Origin of the sequence: Mesorhizobium sp. CO1-1-8 (assembly GCF_020164875.1) — a bacterium.
Classification (GTDB): Bacteria; Pseudomonadota; Alphaproteobacteria; order Rhizobiales; family Rhizobiaceae; genus Mesorhizobium.
The window spans coordinates 32033-46631 of record NZ_JAIUGZ010000008.1 but is presented as its reverse complement, the minus strand read 5'-3'; the positions used below and the strand labels follow the sequence as shown (position 1 = coordinate 46631).

General features: G+C 63.1%; 17 protein-coding genes. 10 read left to right on the top strand and 7 right to left on the bottom strand.

Annotation, left to right across the window (positions count from 1 at the left end; all coding sequences use genetic code 11):
* Positions 1 to 17 precede the first annotated feature (17 nt).
* The 6 genes from gap to LB558_RS17295 all read left to right on the top strand — a co-directional run bounded on the left by gap (position 18) and on the right by LB558_RS17295 (position 7335).
* On the top strand, positions 18 to 1028 hold the full coding sequence (gap, locus tag LB558_RS17320) for a type I glyceraldehyde-3-phosphate dehydrogenase (protein ID WP_127260437.1): 1011 nt from the start codon (positions 18 to 20) through the stop codon (positions 1026 to 1028).
* Between the two features lie 218 nt (positions 1029 to 1246).
* Positions 1247 to 3151 carry a potassium/proton antiporter gene (locus LB558_RS17315; RefSeq protein ID WP_224698696.1) on the top strand — a complete coding sequence of 635 codons (1905 nt, stop codon included), beginning with the start codon at positions 1247 to 1249 and terminating at the stop codon, positions 3149 to 3151.
* Between the two features lie 145 nt (positions 3152 to 3296).
* On the top strand, positions 3297 to 4493 hold the full coding sequence (locus LB558_RS17310) for a phosphoglycerate kinase (RefSeq protein ID WP_224698695.1): 1197 nt from the start codon (positions 3297 to 3299) through the stop codon (positions 4491 to 4493).
* Between the two features lie 135 nt (positions 4494 to 4628).
* Positions 4629 to 5654, top strand: coding sequence for a class I fructose-bisphosphate aldolase (locus LB558_RS17305; protein ID WP_224698694.1), 1026 nt, complete (start codon positions 4629 to 4631; stop codon positions 5652 to 5654).
* A 164-nt stretch (positions 5655 to 5818) separates the two neighbouring features.
* Positions 5819 to 6559 carry a DUF899 domain-containing protein gene (locus LB558_RS17300; protein WP_224698693.1) on the top strand — a complete coding sequence of 247 codons (741 nt, stop codon included), beginning with the start codon at positions 5819 to 5821 and terminating at the stop codon, positions 6557 to 6559.
* Positions 6560 to 6621: 62 nt separating this feature from the next.
* The gene (locus LB558_RS17295; RefSeq protein WP_224698692.1) at positions 6622 to 7335 is read left to right on the top strand and encodes an SGNH/GDSL hydrolase family protein; all 714 of its coding nucleotides are present in this window, start codon (positions 6622 to 6624) and stop codon (positions 7333 to 7335) included.
* A gap of 36 nt (positions 7336 to 7371) precedes the next feature.
* Here the strand turns inward: LB558_RS17295 and LB558_RS17290 are convergent, their stop codons facing one another.
* Both LB558_RS17290 and LB558_RS17285 read right to left on the bottom strand, forming a co-directional pair.
* Positions 7372 to 7533: a hypothetical protein gene (locus LB558_RS17290; protein WP_082525434.1), complete on the bottom strand. Its 162-nt coding sequence runs from the start codon at positions 7531 to 7533 to the stop codon at positions 7372 to 7374.
* 118 nt (positions 7534 to 7651) lie between these two features.
* A complete protein-coding gene (locus tag LB558_RS17285; RefSeq protein ID WP_224698691.1) occupies positions 7652 to 8599 on the bottom strand; it encodes a ring-cleaving dioxygenase in 948 nt (315 codons plus the stop codon).
* A 312-nt stretch (positions 8600 to 8911) separates the two neighbouring features.
* Here LB558_RS17285 and LB558_RS17280 point away from each other — a divergent pair, with 312 nt between their 5' ends.
* From LB558_RS17280 to LB558_RS17265, 4 genes are all read left to right on the top strand, one after another.
* Positions 8912 to 9079 (top strand): hypothetical protein, encoded by a 168-nt coding sequence (locus LB558_RS17280; RefSeq protein WP_224698690.1) that lies wholly within the window; start codon positions 8912 to 8914, stop codon positions 9077 to 9079.
* An 80-nt stretch (positions 9080 to 9159) separates the two neighbouring features.
* On the top strand, positions 9160 to 9750 hold the full coding sequence (locus tag LB558_RS17275) for a DJ-1/PfpI family protein (RefSeq protein ID WP_224698689.1): 591 nt from the start codon (positions 9160 to 9162) through the stop codon (positions 9748 to 9750).
* A 75-nt stretch (positions 9751 to 9825) separates the two neighbouring features.
* Positions 9826 to 10233, top strand: coding sequence for a hypothetical protein (locus tag LB558_RS17270; RefSeq protein WP_224698688.1), 408 nt, complete (start codon positions 9826 to 9828; stop codon positions 10231 to 10233).
* Positions 10234 to 10360: 127 nt separating this feature from the next.
* The gene (locus LB558_RS17265) at positions 10361 to 11080 is read left to right on the top strand and encodes a helix-turn-helix transcriptional regulator (protein ID WP_013529238.1); all 720 of its coding nucleotides are present in this window, start codon (positions 10361 to 10363) and stop codon (positions 11078 to 11080) included.
* A gap of 62 nt (positions 11081 to 11142) precedes the next feature.
* Here LB558_RS17265 and LB558_RS17260 read toward each other — a convergent pair whose 3' ends face one another.
* From LB558_RS17260 to LB558_RS17240, 5 genes are all read right to left on the bottom strand, one after another.
* Positions 11143 to 11838 carry a DUF1013 domain-containing protein gene (locus LB558_RS17260; protein WP_013529237.1) on the bottom strand — a complete coding sequence of 232 codons (696 nt, stop codon included), beginning with the start codon at positions 11836 to 11838 and terminating at the stop codon, positions 11143 to 11145.
* Between the two features lie 305 nt (positions 11839 to 12143).
* Positions 12144 to 13190 (bottom strand): hypothetical protein, encoded by a 1047-nt coding sequence (locus tag LB558_RS17255; RefSeq protein WP_224698687.1) that lies wholly within the window; start codon positions 13188 to 13190, stop codon positions 12144 to 12146.
* A complete protein-coding gene (locus tag LB558_RS17250) occupies positions 13153 to 13341 on the bottom strand; it encodes a hypothetical protein (protein WP_224698686.1) in 189 nt (62 codons plus the stop codon). Before LB558_RS17250 ends, LB558_RS17255 begins: the two co-directional genes overlap by 38 nt.
* A gap of 320 nt (positions 13342 to 13661) precedes the next feature.
* The gene (locus LB558_RS17245) at positions 13662 to 13877 is read right to left on the bottom strand and encodes a hypothetical protein (RefSeq protein WP_224698685.1); all 216 of its coding nucleotides are present in this window, start codon (positions 13875 to 13877) and stop codon (positions 13662 to 13664) included.
* A 44-nt stretch (positions 13878 to 13921) separates the two neighbouring features.
* Positions 13922 to 14593 (bottom strand): hypothetical protein, encoded by a 672-nt coding sequence (locus tag LB558_RS17240; protein WP_412033476.1) that lies wholly within the window; start codon positions 14591 to 14593, stop codon positions 13922 to 13924.
* Between the last annotated feature and the right edge of the window lie 6 nt (positions 14594 to 14599).

Genomic DNA, 14599 nt, shown 5'->3' with positions numbered 1-14599 from the left:
CTCCCAGGGAGAGAATTATGACCGTCAGAGTTGCCATCAACGGATTTGGCCGCATCGGCCGCAACATCCTGCGCGCTATCCATGAATCCGGCCGCAGGGACATCGACGTCGTCGCCGTCAACGACCTCGGCCCAGTCGAGACCAATGCGCACCTCTTGCGCTATGACAGCGTGCACGGCCGCTTCCCGCATGAAGTCTCGGTATCCGGCGACCAGATCACCGTCGGCAAGGAGACGTTCAAGGTCACCGCGATCAAGGATCCGACGCAGTTGCCCTGGAAGGAACTCGGCATCGACATCGCGCTCGAATGCACCGGCATCTTCACCGCACGTGACAAGGCCGCCGCGCATCTGACCGCTGGCGCCAAACGCGTCATCGTTTCGGCCCCTGCCGAAGGCGCCGACCTCACCGTGGTCTACGGCATCAACCACGACCAGTTGACCAAGGATCATATCGTCATCTCAAATGCCTCGTGCACCACCAACTGCCTGGCGCCCCTGGCAGCCGTGCTGCACGAAACGGTCGGCATCGAAAAAGGCATGATGACGACGATCCACTCCTACACCGGCGACCAGCCGACGCTGGACACCATGCACAAGGATCTCTACCGCGCCCGCGCCGCTGCCCTGTCGCAGATCCCGACCTCGACCGGTGCCGCCAAGGCGATCGGGCTGGTGCTGCCCGACCTCAAGGGCAAGCTCGACGGCATCTCGATCCGCGTGCCGACCCCGAACGTCTCGGTCGTCGATTTCAAATTCATCGCCAAGCGGTCGACCACGGTGCAGGAGATCAACGAAGCGGTGATCGCCGCCTCCAACGGCAAGCTCAAGGGCATTCTCGGCGTCACCCATCACCCGAACGTGTCGATCGACTTCAACCACGATCCGCGCTCCTCGATCATGGCGCTCGACCAGACCAAGGTCATGGACGGCAACTTCGTATCGGTGCTGTCCTGGTACGACAATGAATGGGGTTTCTCCAACCGCATGGGCGACACATCGGTCGCCTTCGGCAAGACCATCGCCTGATCACAAAGCTCTCTTTTCGAGACTTGGAACGCCCGGCTTTGCCCGGGCGTTTTTCATGAGCGCAGCTTGCGCCTTCCCAAATTGTGTCGCCGGCGCCAAAACATCCGAAAATCAGCGGCATAGGCCAAAAAGCCACCCTGCCGCCTTGCACTGGTCACGTCTTCGCCCCACTCTCTCGCAAAGCAGGAGACAGACGAATTTGAGGGGCTGATTTCAGGATGGAGCATGCGATCTATCTCGTCACGCTGGTCGGCACAGCGCTTGTCGTCGCCGCCGCGTTTTCGAGCCTGATCGCCTTCCGCTTCGGCGCCCCTCTTCTGCTCCTGTTTCTCTGCATTGGCCTCGCCACCGGCACCGACGGTCTCGGCATCCAGTTCGACAATGCCCGCATCGCCTATTTTGCCGGCTCACTGGCGCTGGCCGTCATCCTGTTCGATTCCGGCTTCGGCACGCCGCTCAACGCCTTGCGGCAGGCAGCCGGCCCGGCGTTGTCGCTGGCGACCTTCGGCGTAATTCTGACCACCGGCTTGTTCGGCGCCGCCGCCCATTATCTGCTCGACCTCACCTGGCTGGAATCCTTCCTGCTCGGCGCCGCCGTCGCCTCCACCGATGCGGCCGCCGTGTTCTTCCTGCTGCGAGCCGGCGAGATCAATCTGCGCGAACGCGTGCGCTCGACGCTCGAGGTGGAATCCGGCACCAATGACCCGATCGCCATCTTCCTGACCATCACGTTGGTCGAGATCATCGCCGCGCATGCCAATCCCGAGACCAACGTCCTGGTCACCAGCCTGTTCCTCGGCTTCCTCCTCAACATGGGCCTTGGCGCGGTCGTCGGCGTGCTCGGCGGCCTTGCCATCGTGCGCCTCGTCGATCGGCTCAATCTCGACCACGGCCTGCTGCCGATCTTCGTGCTGACCTTGTCGCTGATGGTCTTTGCGGCCGCCGGCGCCATTGGCGGCTCGGGTTTCCTGGCGGTCTATATCGCCGGCCTCATCTCGGGCAATTCCGATATCCGCGCCGTCACCATCCTCAAGCGCTTCCAGGACGGCATGTCGTGGCTGGCCCAGATCATCATGTTCCTCATTCTCGGCCTGTTCGCGACGCCGTCGCAGTTCCCGGCGATCATGGTGCCGGCGGTGCTGCTCGGCCTGTTCCTGATGTTCGTGGCGCGGCCGGTCGCCGTCTGGCTGTGCCTGATCCCGTTCCGCATGCCGCGCCCCGAAGTCGCCTTCGTCTCCTGGGTCGGCCTGCGCGGCGCGGTGTCGATCCTGCTTGCCATCACCCCGCTGCTCGGTGGCCTGGAAAATGGCCGTGTCATCTTCAACACTGCCTTCATCATCGTTCTGGTATCGCTGGTCATCCAGGGCTGGACGGTCGGACCGCTGGCGCGCCGCCTCGGTTTGATCGTGCCGGCGCGGCTCGGACCGCTGGACAAGGTCGAGCTTGAATTGCCGGGCTCCGCCCATCACGAGCTTCTTGCCTATCGGGTCGCACCAGGCAGCCCGGTGGCCCGCGGCGAGCGCATCCCACGCTGGGCGCGGCCCTCGCTGGTGCTGCGCGACGGCCGCTCGATGCGCTTCCAGGACATGGGCCGGCTCGCCGCCGGCGACCAGGTCTACATTTTCGTCCCGGACCGCTATCCGCGCCTGCTCGACAAGCTGTTCGCCAGCCGTGCCGTGGTCGATCCCGAGGATGCCGATTTCTTCGGCGCCTTCGCCGTCGATCCCGCGCGCTCCGCCGCCGAACTGGAAGCGGCCTATACGCCGGGACTGACCGAAGCTGAGCAAAAACTCACCGTTGGAGCGCTGGTCACGGCGCGGCTCGGCGGTCATGCCGAATATGCCGACCGCGTCCTGATCGGCCCGATAGAACTGATCGTCCGCGACGTCGACGACAAGGGCAAGATCATAGGCCTCGGCCTGTCGTTCGAGCCGACCGCGCCGGTGGCGCGCGTGCCGGTCTTCCTCAGCGCCGGCGAAATCGGCGACCGCCTCTCCGCCTTCATCCGCAACTGGCGCAAGTCGACCGAGACGCAGGAGGCCGAGGCGCAGGAGGCCGAGGCGCGGGCGGACGAGAAACCGGGCCCGGAGCCAGCGCCCGAAAAGGCAGCAACCGAAAGCTGACAAACCCGCTATTGAGCGCTGCCATTCATCCGCCCGCCGGCGCAAGGACGTGCCCCCTTCAAAATTTCGGTTCGAGCGCGCCCTAAGCCTTGCATCGTCACCGATGCGGGGTATGGTCCCCCGGTTTTTCGCGAAAGGAACCCGCATGGCCGCCTTCAAGACACTCGACGATATCGGCAACATCAGCGGCAAGCGTGTGCTGGTGCGCGTCGACCTCAACGTGCCTGTCACTGATGGCAAAGTCACCGACGCCACCCGCATCGAACGCATCGCGCCGACCATCGCCGAACTATCGGCCAAGGGTGCCAAGGTCATCCTGCTCGCCCATTTCGGACGGCCAAAGGATGGCCCCTCGCCCGAATTCTCGCTGGAACCCATCGCCAGGGCGACAGCCGACGTGCTCGGCCGCCCCGTCGGTTTCGCCTCGGATTGCGTCGGCGACACGGCCGGAAGCGCTGTCGCCGCGATGAACAAGGGCGACGTGCTGCTGCTCGAAAACACCCGCTTTTACAAGGCCGAGGAAAAGAATGACCCGGCCTTCACCGAAAAACTCGCCGCCAATGGCGATATCTTCGTCAACGACGCCTTCTCGGCCGCGCACCGCGCGCATTCTTCGACGGAAGGCTTGGCGCACTTGTTGCCGGCTTTTGCCGGCCGCACCATGCAAGCCGAGCTCGAAGCGCTGGAGAAAGGTCTGGGAAAACCGGTCCGTCCGGTCGTCGCTATTGTCGGTGGCGCCAAGGTCTCGACCAAGATCGACCTGCTGATGAACCTGGTGAAGAAGGTCGATGCCCTCGTCATCGGTGGCGGGATGGCCAACACCTTTCTTGCCGCGCGCGGCACCAATGTCGGCAAATCGCTGTGCGAGCATGATCTCGCCGCGACCGCCAAGCAGATCATGATCGAAGCGGCCGAGGCCGGCTGCGCCATCATCCTGCCGATCGACGGCGTCGTCGCCAGGGAGTTCAAGGCGGGCGCAGCCTGCGAGACCGTCGCCATCTCCGATGTGCCGGCCGAGGGCATGATCCTCGATGTCGGCGCCAAAACCGTGACGACCATCGGCGAATGGATCGACCGCGCCGCGACACTGGTCTGGAACGGCCCGCTCGGCGCCTTCGAGATCGCGCCCTTCGACCATGCGACGGTGGCGGCGGCCAAGCATGCGGCGGCGCGCACCAAGGAAGGCAAGCTGGTCTCGGTTGCCGGCGGCGGCGATACGGTGGCGGCGCTCAACCATGCCGGCGTCGCCGACGACTTCACCTATGTCTCGACCGCCGGCGGCGCCTTCCTGGAGTGGATGGAAGGCAAGCCGCTGCCCGGCGTCGACGTGTTGAAGCGCTGAGGCTCCGAGGCGATCAGCACTCGGAGAGCGAACAAGGCGCCTGAGGCTTTCAAATCGATTCGGAGCTTTCCGATGCCATTCCTTTGGCGGTAGACTTCCGTTAAGCGCGGAACAACCGTTTCAGGAGAAGCAACAATGAGCGAACGTCTCGAAGACATTGCCGCCGCGATCGTCGCCGATGGCAAGGGCCTGCTGGCCGCCGACGAAAGTTCCGGCACCATCAAGAAGCGCTTCGACGTCATTGGCGTCGAATCGACCGCCGACAGCCGCCGCGACTACCGCGAGATGATGTTCCGCACCAGGGAGGCGATGACCCGCTACATTTCCGGCGTCATCCTCTACGACGAGACGATCCGCCAGAAGGCCGCCGACGGCACGCCGCTGGTCGACATCATCAAGGCGGCCGGCGCCATCCCTGGCATCAAGGTCGACGCCGGCGCCAAGCCGCTGGCCGGTTTTCCCGGCGACACCATCACCGAGGGTCTCGATGGCCTGCGCGAGCGCCTCGCCGACTATTATAAGCTCGGCGCCCGCTTCGCCAAATGGCGCGCGGTGATCGACATCGACGCCGGCAAGGGCGTGCCCTCGGCCAACTCGATCGGCTCGAACGCCCATGCACTCGCCCGCTACGCAGCCCTTTGCCAGGAGGCCGGCATCGTGCCTATCGTCGAGCCGGAAGTGCTGATGGACGGCGCCCACGACATCGACACCTGCTATGAGATCTCGAAGGCAACGCTGATCAAGCTTTATGACGAGCTCCATGCGGCGCGCGTCGTGCTGGAAGGCACTATCCTGAAACCGAACATGGTGCTGGCCGGCAGGAAATCGGGCAAGGTGAGCGGCCCTGAAGAAGTCGCGGAGAAGACTATAAAGCTGTTCCGCGAGACAGTGCCGGCAGCGGTGCCGGGCATCGCCTTCCTGTCCGGCGGCCAGGAGGACGAAGAGGCGACCGCCAATCTCAACGCCATCAACGCCATCGGGCCGCACCCGTGGAAGCTGACCTTCTCCTATGGTCGCGCGCTGCAGGCCGCGCCACAGAAAGCCTGGAGTGGCAAGGCCGCGAACGTTCCTGCCGGTCAGGCCGCCTTCACCCATCGCGCCCACATGAACCATCTGGCAGCGCTCGGAAAATGGAAGGCGAGCCTGGAACAGGCCGCCTGATCAGAGTCCTTTCTTCCTCCTTCGAACCCGGGCCGATGCGCCCGGGTTTTTTGTTTGTGACTTGCCGGGCTTGGGGCGGAGCCTCTCCGTCCTTATTTCCTCTCGGGCGATGTCGGGTTGCGCCCATCCCCAACGTCCTTGGGATGACATTCAGGGAGAGGTTCATGCATCGCAACAAGATCGTTTCGCGCGAAGACTGGTTCCAGGCCCACAAGGCGCATCTGGCACGCGAGAAGGAACTGACGCGGCTTCGCGAGCGGATCGCGGCTGAGCGACGTGAACTGCCCTGGCTGAAGATCCGAAAGGACTATGTCTTCGAGACCGGGCAAGGGCCGAAGAGACTGGCCGACCTGTTTGCCGGCAACAGCCAACTGATCGTCTATCACTTCATGTTCGGGCCGGGCTGCGTCCATCATTGCGAGGGCTGCTCATTCCTTGCCGACCATATCGACGGCGCCAATCAACATCTACGGCATCACGACGTGTCGCTGGTCGTGGTTTCGCGCGCGCCACTGGCGGAACTTCTGCCTTACAAGCAGCGCATGGGCTGGAAGTTCGATTGGGTGTCGTCCTATGCGTCGGATTTCAACTTCGACATGCAGGTCTCCTTCACCGACAGGCAGATCGCCGCCGGCGACACCACCTACAATTTCGAGACCCGTCCACGGACATCGAAGGAGCTTCCCGGCACCAGCGTTTTCTACCGGGACGAGAACAGCGACATCTTCCTCACCTTCATGTCGCGCGCCCGCGGCGGCGAGGCGCAGATCGGCGCCTACGACTATCTCGACATGACCCCGAAGGGCCGCAACGAGAACGGCCCTTATCACGGCCTGATGGATTGGGTGCGCCTGCATGATGAATATCAGGGCAAGCAAGCGGGGCAGGCGAATTGCTGCGATTGAAGATCGTTCCCGTCGGCCAAAACATGGGCTAAGGCTGCAGCTGATCGTTTAACGGTGTTCCCATGCGCTTCCCGGCCCTCCTCACCTGGCTCGCCTTCCCGGTCTACATCTGGCAAGGCCTCGGCGTGCGACGCCGCACCACGCGCATGCTGCCGGCGCAAGGGCCGGTCATGCACGAAATATCAGGCAAGACGCCTGATATCTCGCTTCTGGTGCTGGGCGATTCGTCCGCCGCTTCGGTCGGCATCGGCAATTCGGAAGATGGGCTCGCCGCGCAGCTCGCCGTGCTGATTTCACAAAGCACAGGCCGCGCCGTGCGCTGGCGGGCGGCCGGCTTCAATTCGGCAACGTCGGGCCAGATCCGCGACCATGTCCTGCCCAATCTGTCGGCCGATCCGTGGACGCATATCGTGCTGGCCATCGGCACCAACGACACCAAGAATTTTCACTCCGTACCGCGCTTCAAGAAGGAATTCGGCGGCCTGCTCTATGCGCTCCGTGCCAAATGGCCGGAGGCACGGGTGGTGTGGTCGCCGGTGCTGGAATTCACGCGGGCGCCGGCGATGCCGCCGCTGCTCGGAAAGATCCTCGAAATCCGCGCCACCGAAATGAACCGGATGGGTGAACGCCTTTGCCTGGAGCGCGGCGCGGTGCCGGCGCCGCGCCTGCCGATCACCAATCCGGAAGCCGGCTTTGCCTCGGACGGCTTTCACGCCTCGGAAGCGGGTTATCGAGCCTGGGCGGAGCATCTGGTTGGTCCGGTCCTGGCTAACTGAAAGGCTGGCAGCGGTCCGCCTTGCCCCAGGTGCCGTCTATGTCCAATGCCCAAGCACGGCTGTTATCGAGATCGCCGCCATAGCCAGCAGCGCCAGCTTCCAGAAGTCGCTGCGCCGTTTCAGCCCCGGCCAGCCGAGCGGCTTGATCAGTTGGATGACCATGATGCCAACAATCACGAGCGCGAGGAGTTTCGACATGCCGCCTTTGACCAGCAACGCGGCCGGCTGTCAAAGCGCGTCTTTTGCTGCCTGAGAAAGAACAGGCGCCGCGATCCCGAACCGGAAACGCGGCGCCTGCCCTTGACCGGCGCGCGATCTACTTCAGCGGCTTGAGGCCAGCCTCGATCGAAGCCCGTTTCGGCTCGAGGAATGGCGGCAAGGCCAGGCTTTCACCCAGCGTTTCCAGCGGCTCGTCGGCGGTGAACCCCGGCCCGTCGGTTGCGATCTCGAACAGGATGCCGTTCGGCTCGCGGAAGTAGAGCGAACGGAAATAATAGCGCTCGACCTCGCCGCTCGACGGCAGCCGGAACTCCGCCAGCCGCGCCGTCCATTGATGCAGCGTCTCCTGGTCCGGTGCCCTGAAGGCGACATGGTGAACCGCACCCGCGCCTTGCCGCGCCGGCGCCAGTCCCGGCTGCACCAGGACATGCAACTCCGCCGCCGGCCCGCCCTCTCCCATTTCAAAGACGTGAACCTGCCCCTCCGGCGAGACATAGTCGCGTGCCTTGCGCATATTCATCACCTTGGTCACCACCGCCTCGGTGTTGGTGATGTCGGGAACGCTGATGACGATCGGCCCGAGCCCGCGAATCTGGTGCTCGACCGGTACGGGGCTTTGCGCCCAGGGATGGCTGCCGCCCTTGCCGCCATCGCTGACCAGGCGCAGACGCTGGCCCTCGGGATCTTCGAAGTCCAACGACGCATAGCCGCCGACATCGGTGATCTCTCCTGTTGCCAGGTCTTCGTCGGTCAAGTGTTGCTTCCACCAGGCAAGGCTCTCCTGGCTGCCGACCCTGAGGCTGGTCCGCACGATGCTGTGGGTGCCGCGCCGCTCGCGGCCGACCGGCCAGTCGAAGAAGGTAAGGTCGGTGCCCGGCGTCGCTTCGCCGTCGGCATAGAAGAGGTGGTAGGCCGAGGTGTCGTCCTGGTTTACGGTCTTCTTGACCAGCCGCAGACCCAGCACCTTGGTGTAGAAATGAAGATTGCCCGGCGCATTGGCGGTGATGGCGGTCAGATGGTGGATACCTGTCAGTTGCAAGCTCATCGTCGTCTCCCTGCTGTTGGGGAAGAATTTTCTCCCTTCATATCAGACCTGCGGTCACCGCGCTGAAGGCTGCGTATTCCGACAGTCCGTCGCCGGAAGCTGAACAGCGGCGCCGAAAACAACGTCGTCGCCATGAACAATCGGAAGTCGCAAACTTGCCTTGAGGCACCGTTCAATGCGGCGAAAGCGATGCCTTGCCTGCGGCGCGCGCACCGGCCGTAACTATTGTCTGACGCCCTGACATCCTCCTGACAGACTGCTGTCAGGAGGGGTATGCGATAGTGTCCCTACACAGAGAGAGGAGACTAAGCCATGAACGGTTACACCATTCTGCGCGGCATGCAGCACTATGTCGGCAAGATCCGCACGATACGCAACGAGATCCGCACCCAGCGGTTCATGAACTCGCTGCCGGCGGACATCCGCAAGGATATCGGCTGGCCGGACATGTACGCGGACCGTGGCCCTCGCGCCAATTGAAGCCTATTTTTCGACCCGGCGGATGTGGGCGCGTCAACGCCCAGATAACAGGTCCGGTGCGTGAGGATGGGAGCGAGCTTATGCCCGAACAGAAGACGATCGGTTTCCTTTTCATCGAAGGTTTTGCCGACTGGGAGTATGGGCTGCTAGCGGCCTCGGCGGTCGAATGGTTTGGCGCCCGTGCCGTGTCGCTGACGCCTGATGGCAACCCAGTGACCGGGATTAGCGGCTTTCGGTTGACGCCCGATCGCTCGACAGGCGCCGGCGAGAATGCCGTCCTCGATGCCATTGCGGTCATTGGTTCCGACCAGTGGACCGGCAAGGCACCGCCTGATGTCGGCGACCTTCTTGCCGCCATTGCATCGCGCGGCGGCGTGGTCGGCGGTATCTGCGCCGGAACGCTGGCGCTAGCCCGCGCCGGCCTGTTCGAGAAGGCCAGGCATACCAGCAATGGCCGCGACTGGATCAATGGTCATGAGGCCGGCTATGCCGGCGACAGCCTTTATCAGGATGTGCCGCATGCCGTGGCCGACGGCAAAATTGTTTCCGCGCCAGGCTCGGCGCCGGGCACCTTCGCGCTCGCCTTTCTGAAGACGCTCTACCCCGAAAGAGGCAGCGATCTCGCGCGGATGCGAACGCTGTTCGCCAAGGAGTATGCCGAAGCCTCCTGACAGTATGCTGTCAGGAGGGGCGTGCAATGGTGCGAACCTCAGACATCCGTGCATCGGCGGTCGAAAGGACGATCGATGAAGAGTTGGAACGACAGACTGAGCACACCAGGCGTCAATGGCGTGAAGCCGACGCCGCGCACGATGGCCGGTGTCGTCGAAGGCCAGCCTATGCTGGTGCCGACAGCGCGTCAGGTCGATGATTTCATCCGCTCGATTCCCCAAGGCGTCGCGATGGATGTGCGTGCGCTGCGTACAGCACTTGCCGTCGAGCATGGCGCCGAAGTGACATGCCCGGTCACCATAGGCTATCATCTGCGCACTGTTGCCGAAGCCGCCAACGAGGACCTCCAGCGCGGCATGACGCTGAGTGACGTGGCACCGTTCTGGCGCGTGCTCGATGCGAAAACGCCGACGACGAAGAAACTGTCCTTCGGCGCGGAGTTCGTCGCCGCGCAGCGCAAGCGCGAAGGGCTGAAACCATGAGGCATGCCGCCCAAAGGTATTCTGCGGTTTTGGGATAACGGCATGCGCGAAAACACGATGCATGTTGCCCAAAGGTGGACGCCAGTTTTGGGCGACATGCATAGAGACAACGCCGAGGGACCATACGATGCGCCGCGCCGACAGGCTCTTCCAGATCGTGCAGCATCTGCGCGGTGGCCGACTGGTCACCGCCCAGAAGCTCGGCACGTGGCTCGAGGTTTCCGAGCGAACCATCTATCGCGACATTGCCGATTTGCAGTCGACCGGGGTGCCGATCGACGGCGAGGCCGGCGTTGGCTACATGATGAGGGAGGGTTTCGATCTTCCGCCGCTGATGTTCACGCGTGACGAGATCGTCGCGCTGGTTGCCGGCGCCCGTATGGTGCGCGCCTTTGGCGGTGCCGCCATGGCGCGTGCTGCCGACGAGGCGCTGGTCAAGATCGGCGCCGTCCTGCCCGATGCCGAAAAGGACCGCATCGCGCGCACCGAGATCCACACGCCGATGTGGGTGGTCAGCGACGCCGCCCGCGAGGCGATCGACCTGATCGAGCGCGCGGTCGAAAAGCGTCAGGTGCTGACCATCGACTATTCCGACGAGGCCGGCCGCGGCACCGCCCGCGATATCCGTCCGCTCGGCCTGTGGTTCTGGGGCAAGGTGTGGACGCTGGTCGCCTGGTGCGAGATGCGCGACGATTTCCGCGCCTTCCGCATCGATCGCATCGCCTCTGTGGTCATCGCCGGCCGCATCTTCAAGCCGGAGCGCGGCAAGCAACTTGCCGACTTCTACCGGGCGGTGGAGCGCAGCGAGGACTATGGCATGGCGCCGGACCGCGCCGCGCGAAGCTGAGACCTGACGCAGCTGAAAAAGCCCGCTTGAAGCGGGCCTTTTTAGCGGAATGTCAGACAACCTTACTCGTCGTCGTCATTGTCCGTGTTCTTCGACTTCAGGGCCGAGAGCTTGGCGAACACGGCGTTGGCGTCGAGTTCGGCATCCTCATCCTTCGGCTTCTCGGGAGCCGGCACCAGCCGCTCGGTCAAGGCCGCCGGCAGCAGCGTGTCACCGACCGGCTGCGCCTGTTCGCGGCCGCGCGAGGCGCGATTGACTTCCATGTCGAGGTCGATCTGCGAAGCGAGGCCCAGCGTCACCGGGTCCATCGGCTGCAGATTGGCCGAATTCCAGTGCTTGCGCTCACGGATTTGTTCGATCGTCGACTTGGTGGTGCCGACGAGGCGCGAGATCTGCGCGTCCTTGAGTTCGGGATGGTTGCGCACCAGCCACAGAATCGCGTTCGGCCGGTCCTGGCGCTTCGACAGCGGCGTGTAGCGCGGACCCTTGCGCTTGGATTCGGGCACCCGCACCTTGGGGTCCGAAAGCTTCAGGCGCTGGTTCGGGTCCTTCTCGGCGCGCGCGATCTCGTCGCGGGTCAGCTGTCCGGTCATGATCGGGTCCATGCCCTTGATGCCTTGCGCCGCTTCGCCGTCGGCGATTGCCTTGACCTCGAGCGGATGCAGCCCGCAGAACTGCGCGATCTGCTCGAAGGAAAGTGCGGTATTGTCGACCAGCCAGACGGCGGTCGCCTTGGGCATCAGCAGGGTATTGGCCATTTTACAAATCCTTCTCGTTCGCCCGCGTTCCCGCGCGGGCGGTGGTTTAGAGCCACCAAAATGGGAATTCGCGGTCTGTATAACCGCTCTCGGGTCGTTTCGCAACGTTTTTGGAGCAAAGACCGCACCGCGTGCGCTGCGCGCTCCCAAGACCACCAGATCGCCCGGACGCGGCCGCCCTTGTTCGACGGACGGCGCAAAAATCGTGCGCCGGCTTTCCGCACTGTCGGTTATCGGCCCGACAGCTCCCACCTCACCCCAGTTCGAATGTCGCAAAACGGTGGCGGCCCAGTTGTCATCCAGGTTCAGTAGAACGGCGAATATGGCTCCAGCTCCGCTCGCGTGAAGACGGTGATGGGGTGATCAATTCGCGCGACAACGCCGGCCCCCAAATTGATGCCCGTCCTGTGGCAAACACTAAAGACTTTCGACCGCGTTCCGATAAGCACATGGACCGGTTTTCCCGCCTGGACGGGGTATGTACTGTTGTGAATGAAAAGGACCTCGCTCGCTTGTAGCGTATCGTGCGCATTGCCGTTGCTGCTCGAGATTTCGACGTAGTCGCGACCTGCGAATGAATTTTTCGTCCAGATGCCGACAACTCCTTCCACCGAGAGCCAACCATTCGCCCAGCCGTCCGCATCGCGCGGATAGTATTGTCTGAACAGGCGATAGGTCACGCGGTCCGATAGCCAGAAAACCGTTATGTAGCCGTCCATGTCCGGCACATAGGTGAACCAGATGCCGGTCTCGCTCGTGGCGCGCAGGCCATCCGAATCGTATGGGTCCAGATTGTTGGCACTGACGAAACCCATTGAGAGCGGTACCGGATCGGTCACGGCATGATCGTAGAGTTGGGTGAGCGTCCACCGCCCATTATAGTTGAACCACTTGTCGAAGTAGGTTCCTCGATCGACCGTGTTCAGGTCGATCCTCAGCAATTCCCCCCGTTCGACCGGACCAAAAGGAACCGGCCCCAGGTCCGGTATATCGAGGCGTGGTATCATAACCGTGCTGGTCGCTGGTCGTTGCGACAATCTGCCCAGATCGAGCAAGTATCCTGTTTTGCCAACCGCCGATCGCACGTTCCGCGCAATCAGGTCCGCCCGATAGTCCCGCCAATACTGCCCGGACCGGATCTTTTCGAATGCGACCATCTCTTCGATCAGATGGTCGACGTCTTTGGCGGAACGTCTTGTCTTGGAAAGGAAAGCGTTCTGCTTGCCAAGCAATTTCTCTCGCGCCTTGGCCTCGCCTTCCAGAAGATCCGTATCGAATGGCAGTTTACATCCCTGTGTGGGCGCAAAACCGCTTTCATGCTTCGTGTGGAAATCGACCTTTGACTTGACCATGCGGCCTCCAGAAGTTTCTTGCCATTACCGTGGTGACAGTGCGCTTCTTGCTGCTCGCCACTTGGCCCAAGCCGAGCAGCGTCGCCCCGGCCATCGCCGTGCCGACCAGCAAGCGGTTGCGATAGCGACGATTGCGATTGTTGAGATTCATGTACTACTGCCCCCGCCCCGATCCCGACAGATCGCCCTCGGCGGGAGCCGAAGCGATCGTAGGTGTTTCCTACCAATGGCTGATCGAATGCGGCCGGCTTTCCTAGTGGTCATATGACGACCGTCCGCCGTTTTGTGCCGCCAATGACGGCTTGCGGAAGCCAGACTGTTACATCGGGGATACACATTCCATTCGGCTAATTTACCGACAAGTGGGGGCGGCAAGCCGCACGAAAACCGTCGGCCCGAAGGTCCGCCTCCAACCCGCGCCAGTTGGCCGATCCGTGACAGCGGTCTCGCCATGAAGTGCAAAAGGCACGATTAATCGACGAGCTGATTTGGCTTGCCACCATCCATCTTGCTTTTGTGGATACGCTCCAGAATTGCGCGGGCAGCCTCGGCTCGTTCCTTTGGCCGGCCGGTCAGATGCTGGCCTGCCAGTGAGGCCGGCATCTCCATCTCGCAATCCCAGACCGTCCATGCGTTGGTCGGGTCGAGTATGCAAACGTACCTCTGGCGCCTTTTTTCATCGGCCAACTCAGGTGCTCCCGACAGGAATCAGCGCATGAAAGCTCCACACGCTACGGCTTGACCGGTTTGGTTTCTTTCTTCGGCTGTACGGCCATCGACGGCCCCTCCGGCGGCGGTCCGGCATCGGCTGGGTTCGGCTGTTCGGCCACTGGCGTGTCGGGCGCTTGCGGGCCACCTGATGTCAGGTTGACGGACACGCCGTAGATCTTCCACTGCCGGTCGGCCGGCTCGAACAAAAGCTCGAAATTGACCTGCAAGGGAACCGACGGGAAGAAGCCAGCCATATGCAGCATACCGTTCGGCTCGATCTGCGGCAGCAAAGTCAGTTGCGGCTCGAGCACCGCAACCGCGCCGAAGTCGAGCGCCTGCTTGCGCTGGTTGGCGAAGATGTCGCCTAGCTGGGCTGCACTGTTGGCCTGGAAATTCGGCGAGCCTAGATCGCGCAGCACGGTGTAGTTGCCGGTCTTGTTGGCCTGGTCGAGCGCCAGAAGCGCACCGCGGATCAGGATCAGCACGCCATTGCGGTCGATACCGGCGGGCCGCGCCGCCTTTTGCCCCACCCGTTTTTCCTTGGCTTGCGCATGTGCCGGCTGCGCAGGCACCGCGACGGCCATCAGCGCGATGGCCAATGCGGCGAAAAAACCGCGGGCGCCCGAAGTCCGCCAACCGGGCGCCCGCCACTGCAACGGCACGGAATGCTGACGCCCCAAACCCCGCATCATTCCGGC

Bases quoted from the DNA above. Each gene is read 5' to 3' on its own strand.
- gap (WP_127260437.1), top strand. From the start codon at position 18: ATGACCGTCAGAGTTGCCATCAACGGATTTGGCCGCATCGGCCGCAAC.
- LB558_RS17315 (WP_224698696.1), top strand. From the start codon at position 1,247: ATGGAGCATGCGATCTATCTCGTCACGCTGGTCGGCACAGCGCTTGTC.
- LB558_RS17310 (WP_224698695.1), top strand. From the start codon at position 3,297: ATGGCCGCCTTCAAGACACTCGACGATATCGGCAACATCAGCGGCAAG.
- LB558_RS17305 (WP_224698694.1), top strand. From the start codon at position 4,629: ATGAGCGAACGTCTCGAAGACATTGCCGCCGCGATCGTCGCCGATGGC.
- LB558_RS17300 (WP_224698693.1), top strand. From the start codon at position 5,819: ATGCATCGCAACAAGATCGTTTCGCGCGAAGACTGGTTCCAGGCCCAC.
- LB558_RS17295 (WP_224698692.1), top strand. From the start codon at position 6,622: ATGCGCTTCCCGGCCCTCCTCACCTGGCTCGCCTTCCCGGTCTACATC.
- LB558_RS17290 (WP_082525434.1), bottom strand. From the start codon at position 7,533: ATGTCGAAACTCCTCGCGCTCGTGATTGTTGGCATCATGGTCATCCAA.
- LB558_RS17285 (WP_224698691.1), bottom strand. From the start codon at position 8,599: ATGAGCTTGCAACTGACAGGTATCCACCATCTGACCGCCATCACCGCC.
- LB558_RS17280 (WP_224698690.1), top strand. From the start codon at position 8,912: ATGAACGGTTACACCATTCTGCGCGGCATGCAGCACTATGTCGGCAAG.
- LB558_RS17275 (WP_224698689.1), top strand. From the start codon at position 9,160: ATGCCCGAACAGAAGACGATCGGTTTCCTTTTCATCGAAGGTTTTGCC.
- LB558_RS17270 (WP_224698688.1), top strand. From the start codon at position 9,826: ATGAAGAGTTGGAACGACAGACTGAGCACACCAGGCGTCAATGGCGTG.
- LB558_RS17265 (WP_013529238.1), top strand. From the start codon at position 10,361: ATGCGCCGCGCCGACAGGCTCTTCCAGATCGTGCAGCATCTGCGCGGT.
- LB558_RS17260 (WP_013529237.1), bottom strand. From the start codon at position 11,838: ATGGCCAATACCCTGCTGATGCCCAAGGCGACCGCCGTCTGGCTGGTC.
- LB558_RS17255 (WP_224698687.1), bottom strand. From the start codon at position 13,190: ATGGTCAAGTCAAAGGTCGATTTCCACACGAAGCATGAAAGCGGTTTT.
- LB558_RS17250 (WP_224698686.1), bottom strand. From the start codon at position 13,341: ATGAATCTCAACAATCGCAATCGTCGCTATCGCAACCGCTTGCTGGTC.
- LB558_RS17240 (WP_412033476.1), bottom strand. From the start codon at position 14,593: ATGATGCGGGGTTTGGGGCGTCAGCATTCCGTGCCGTTGCAGTGGCGG.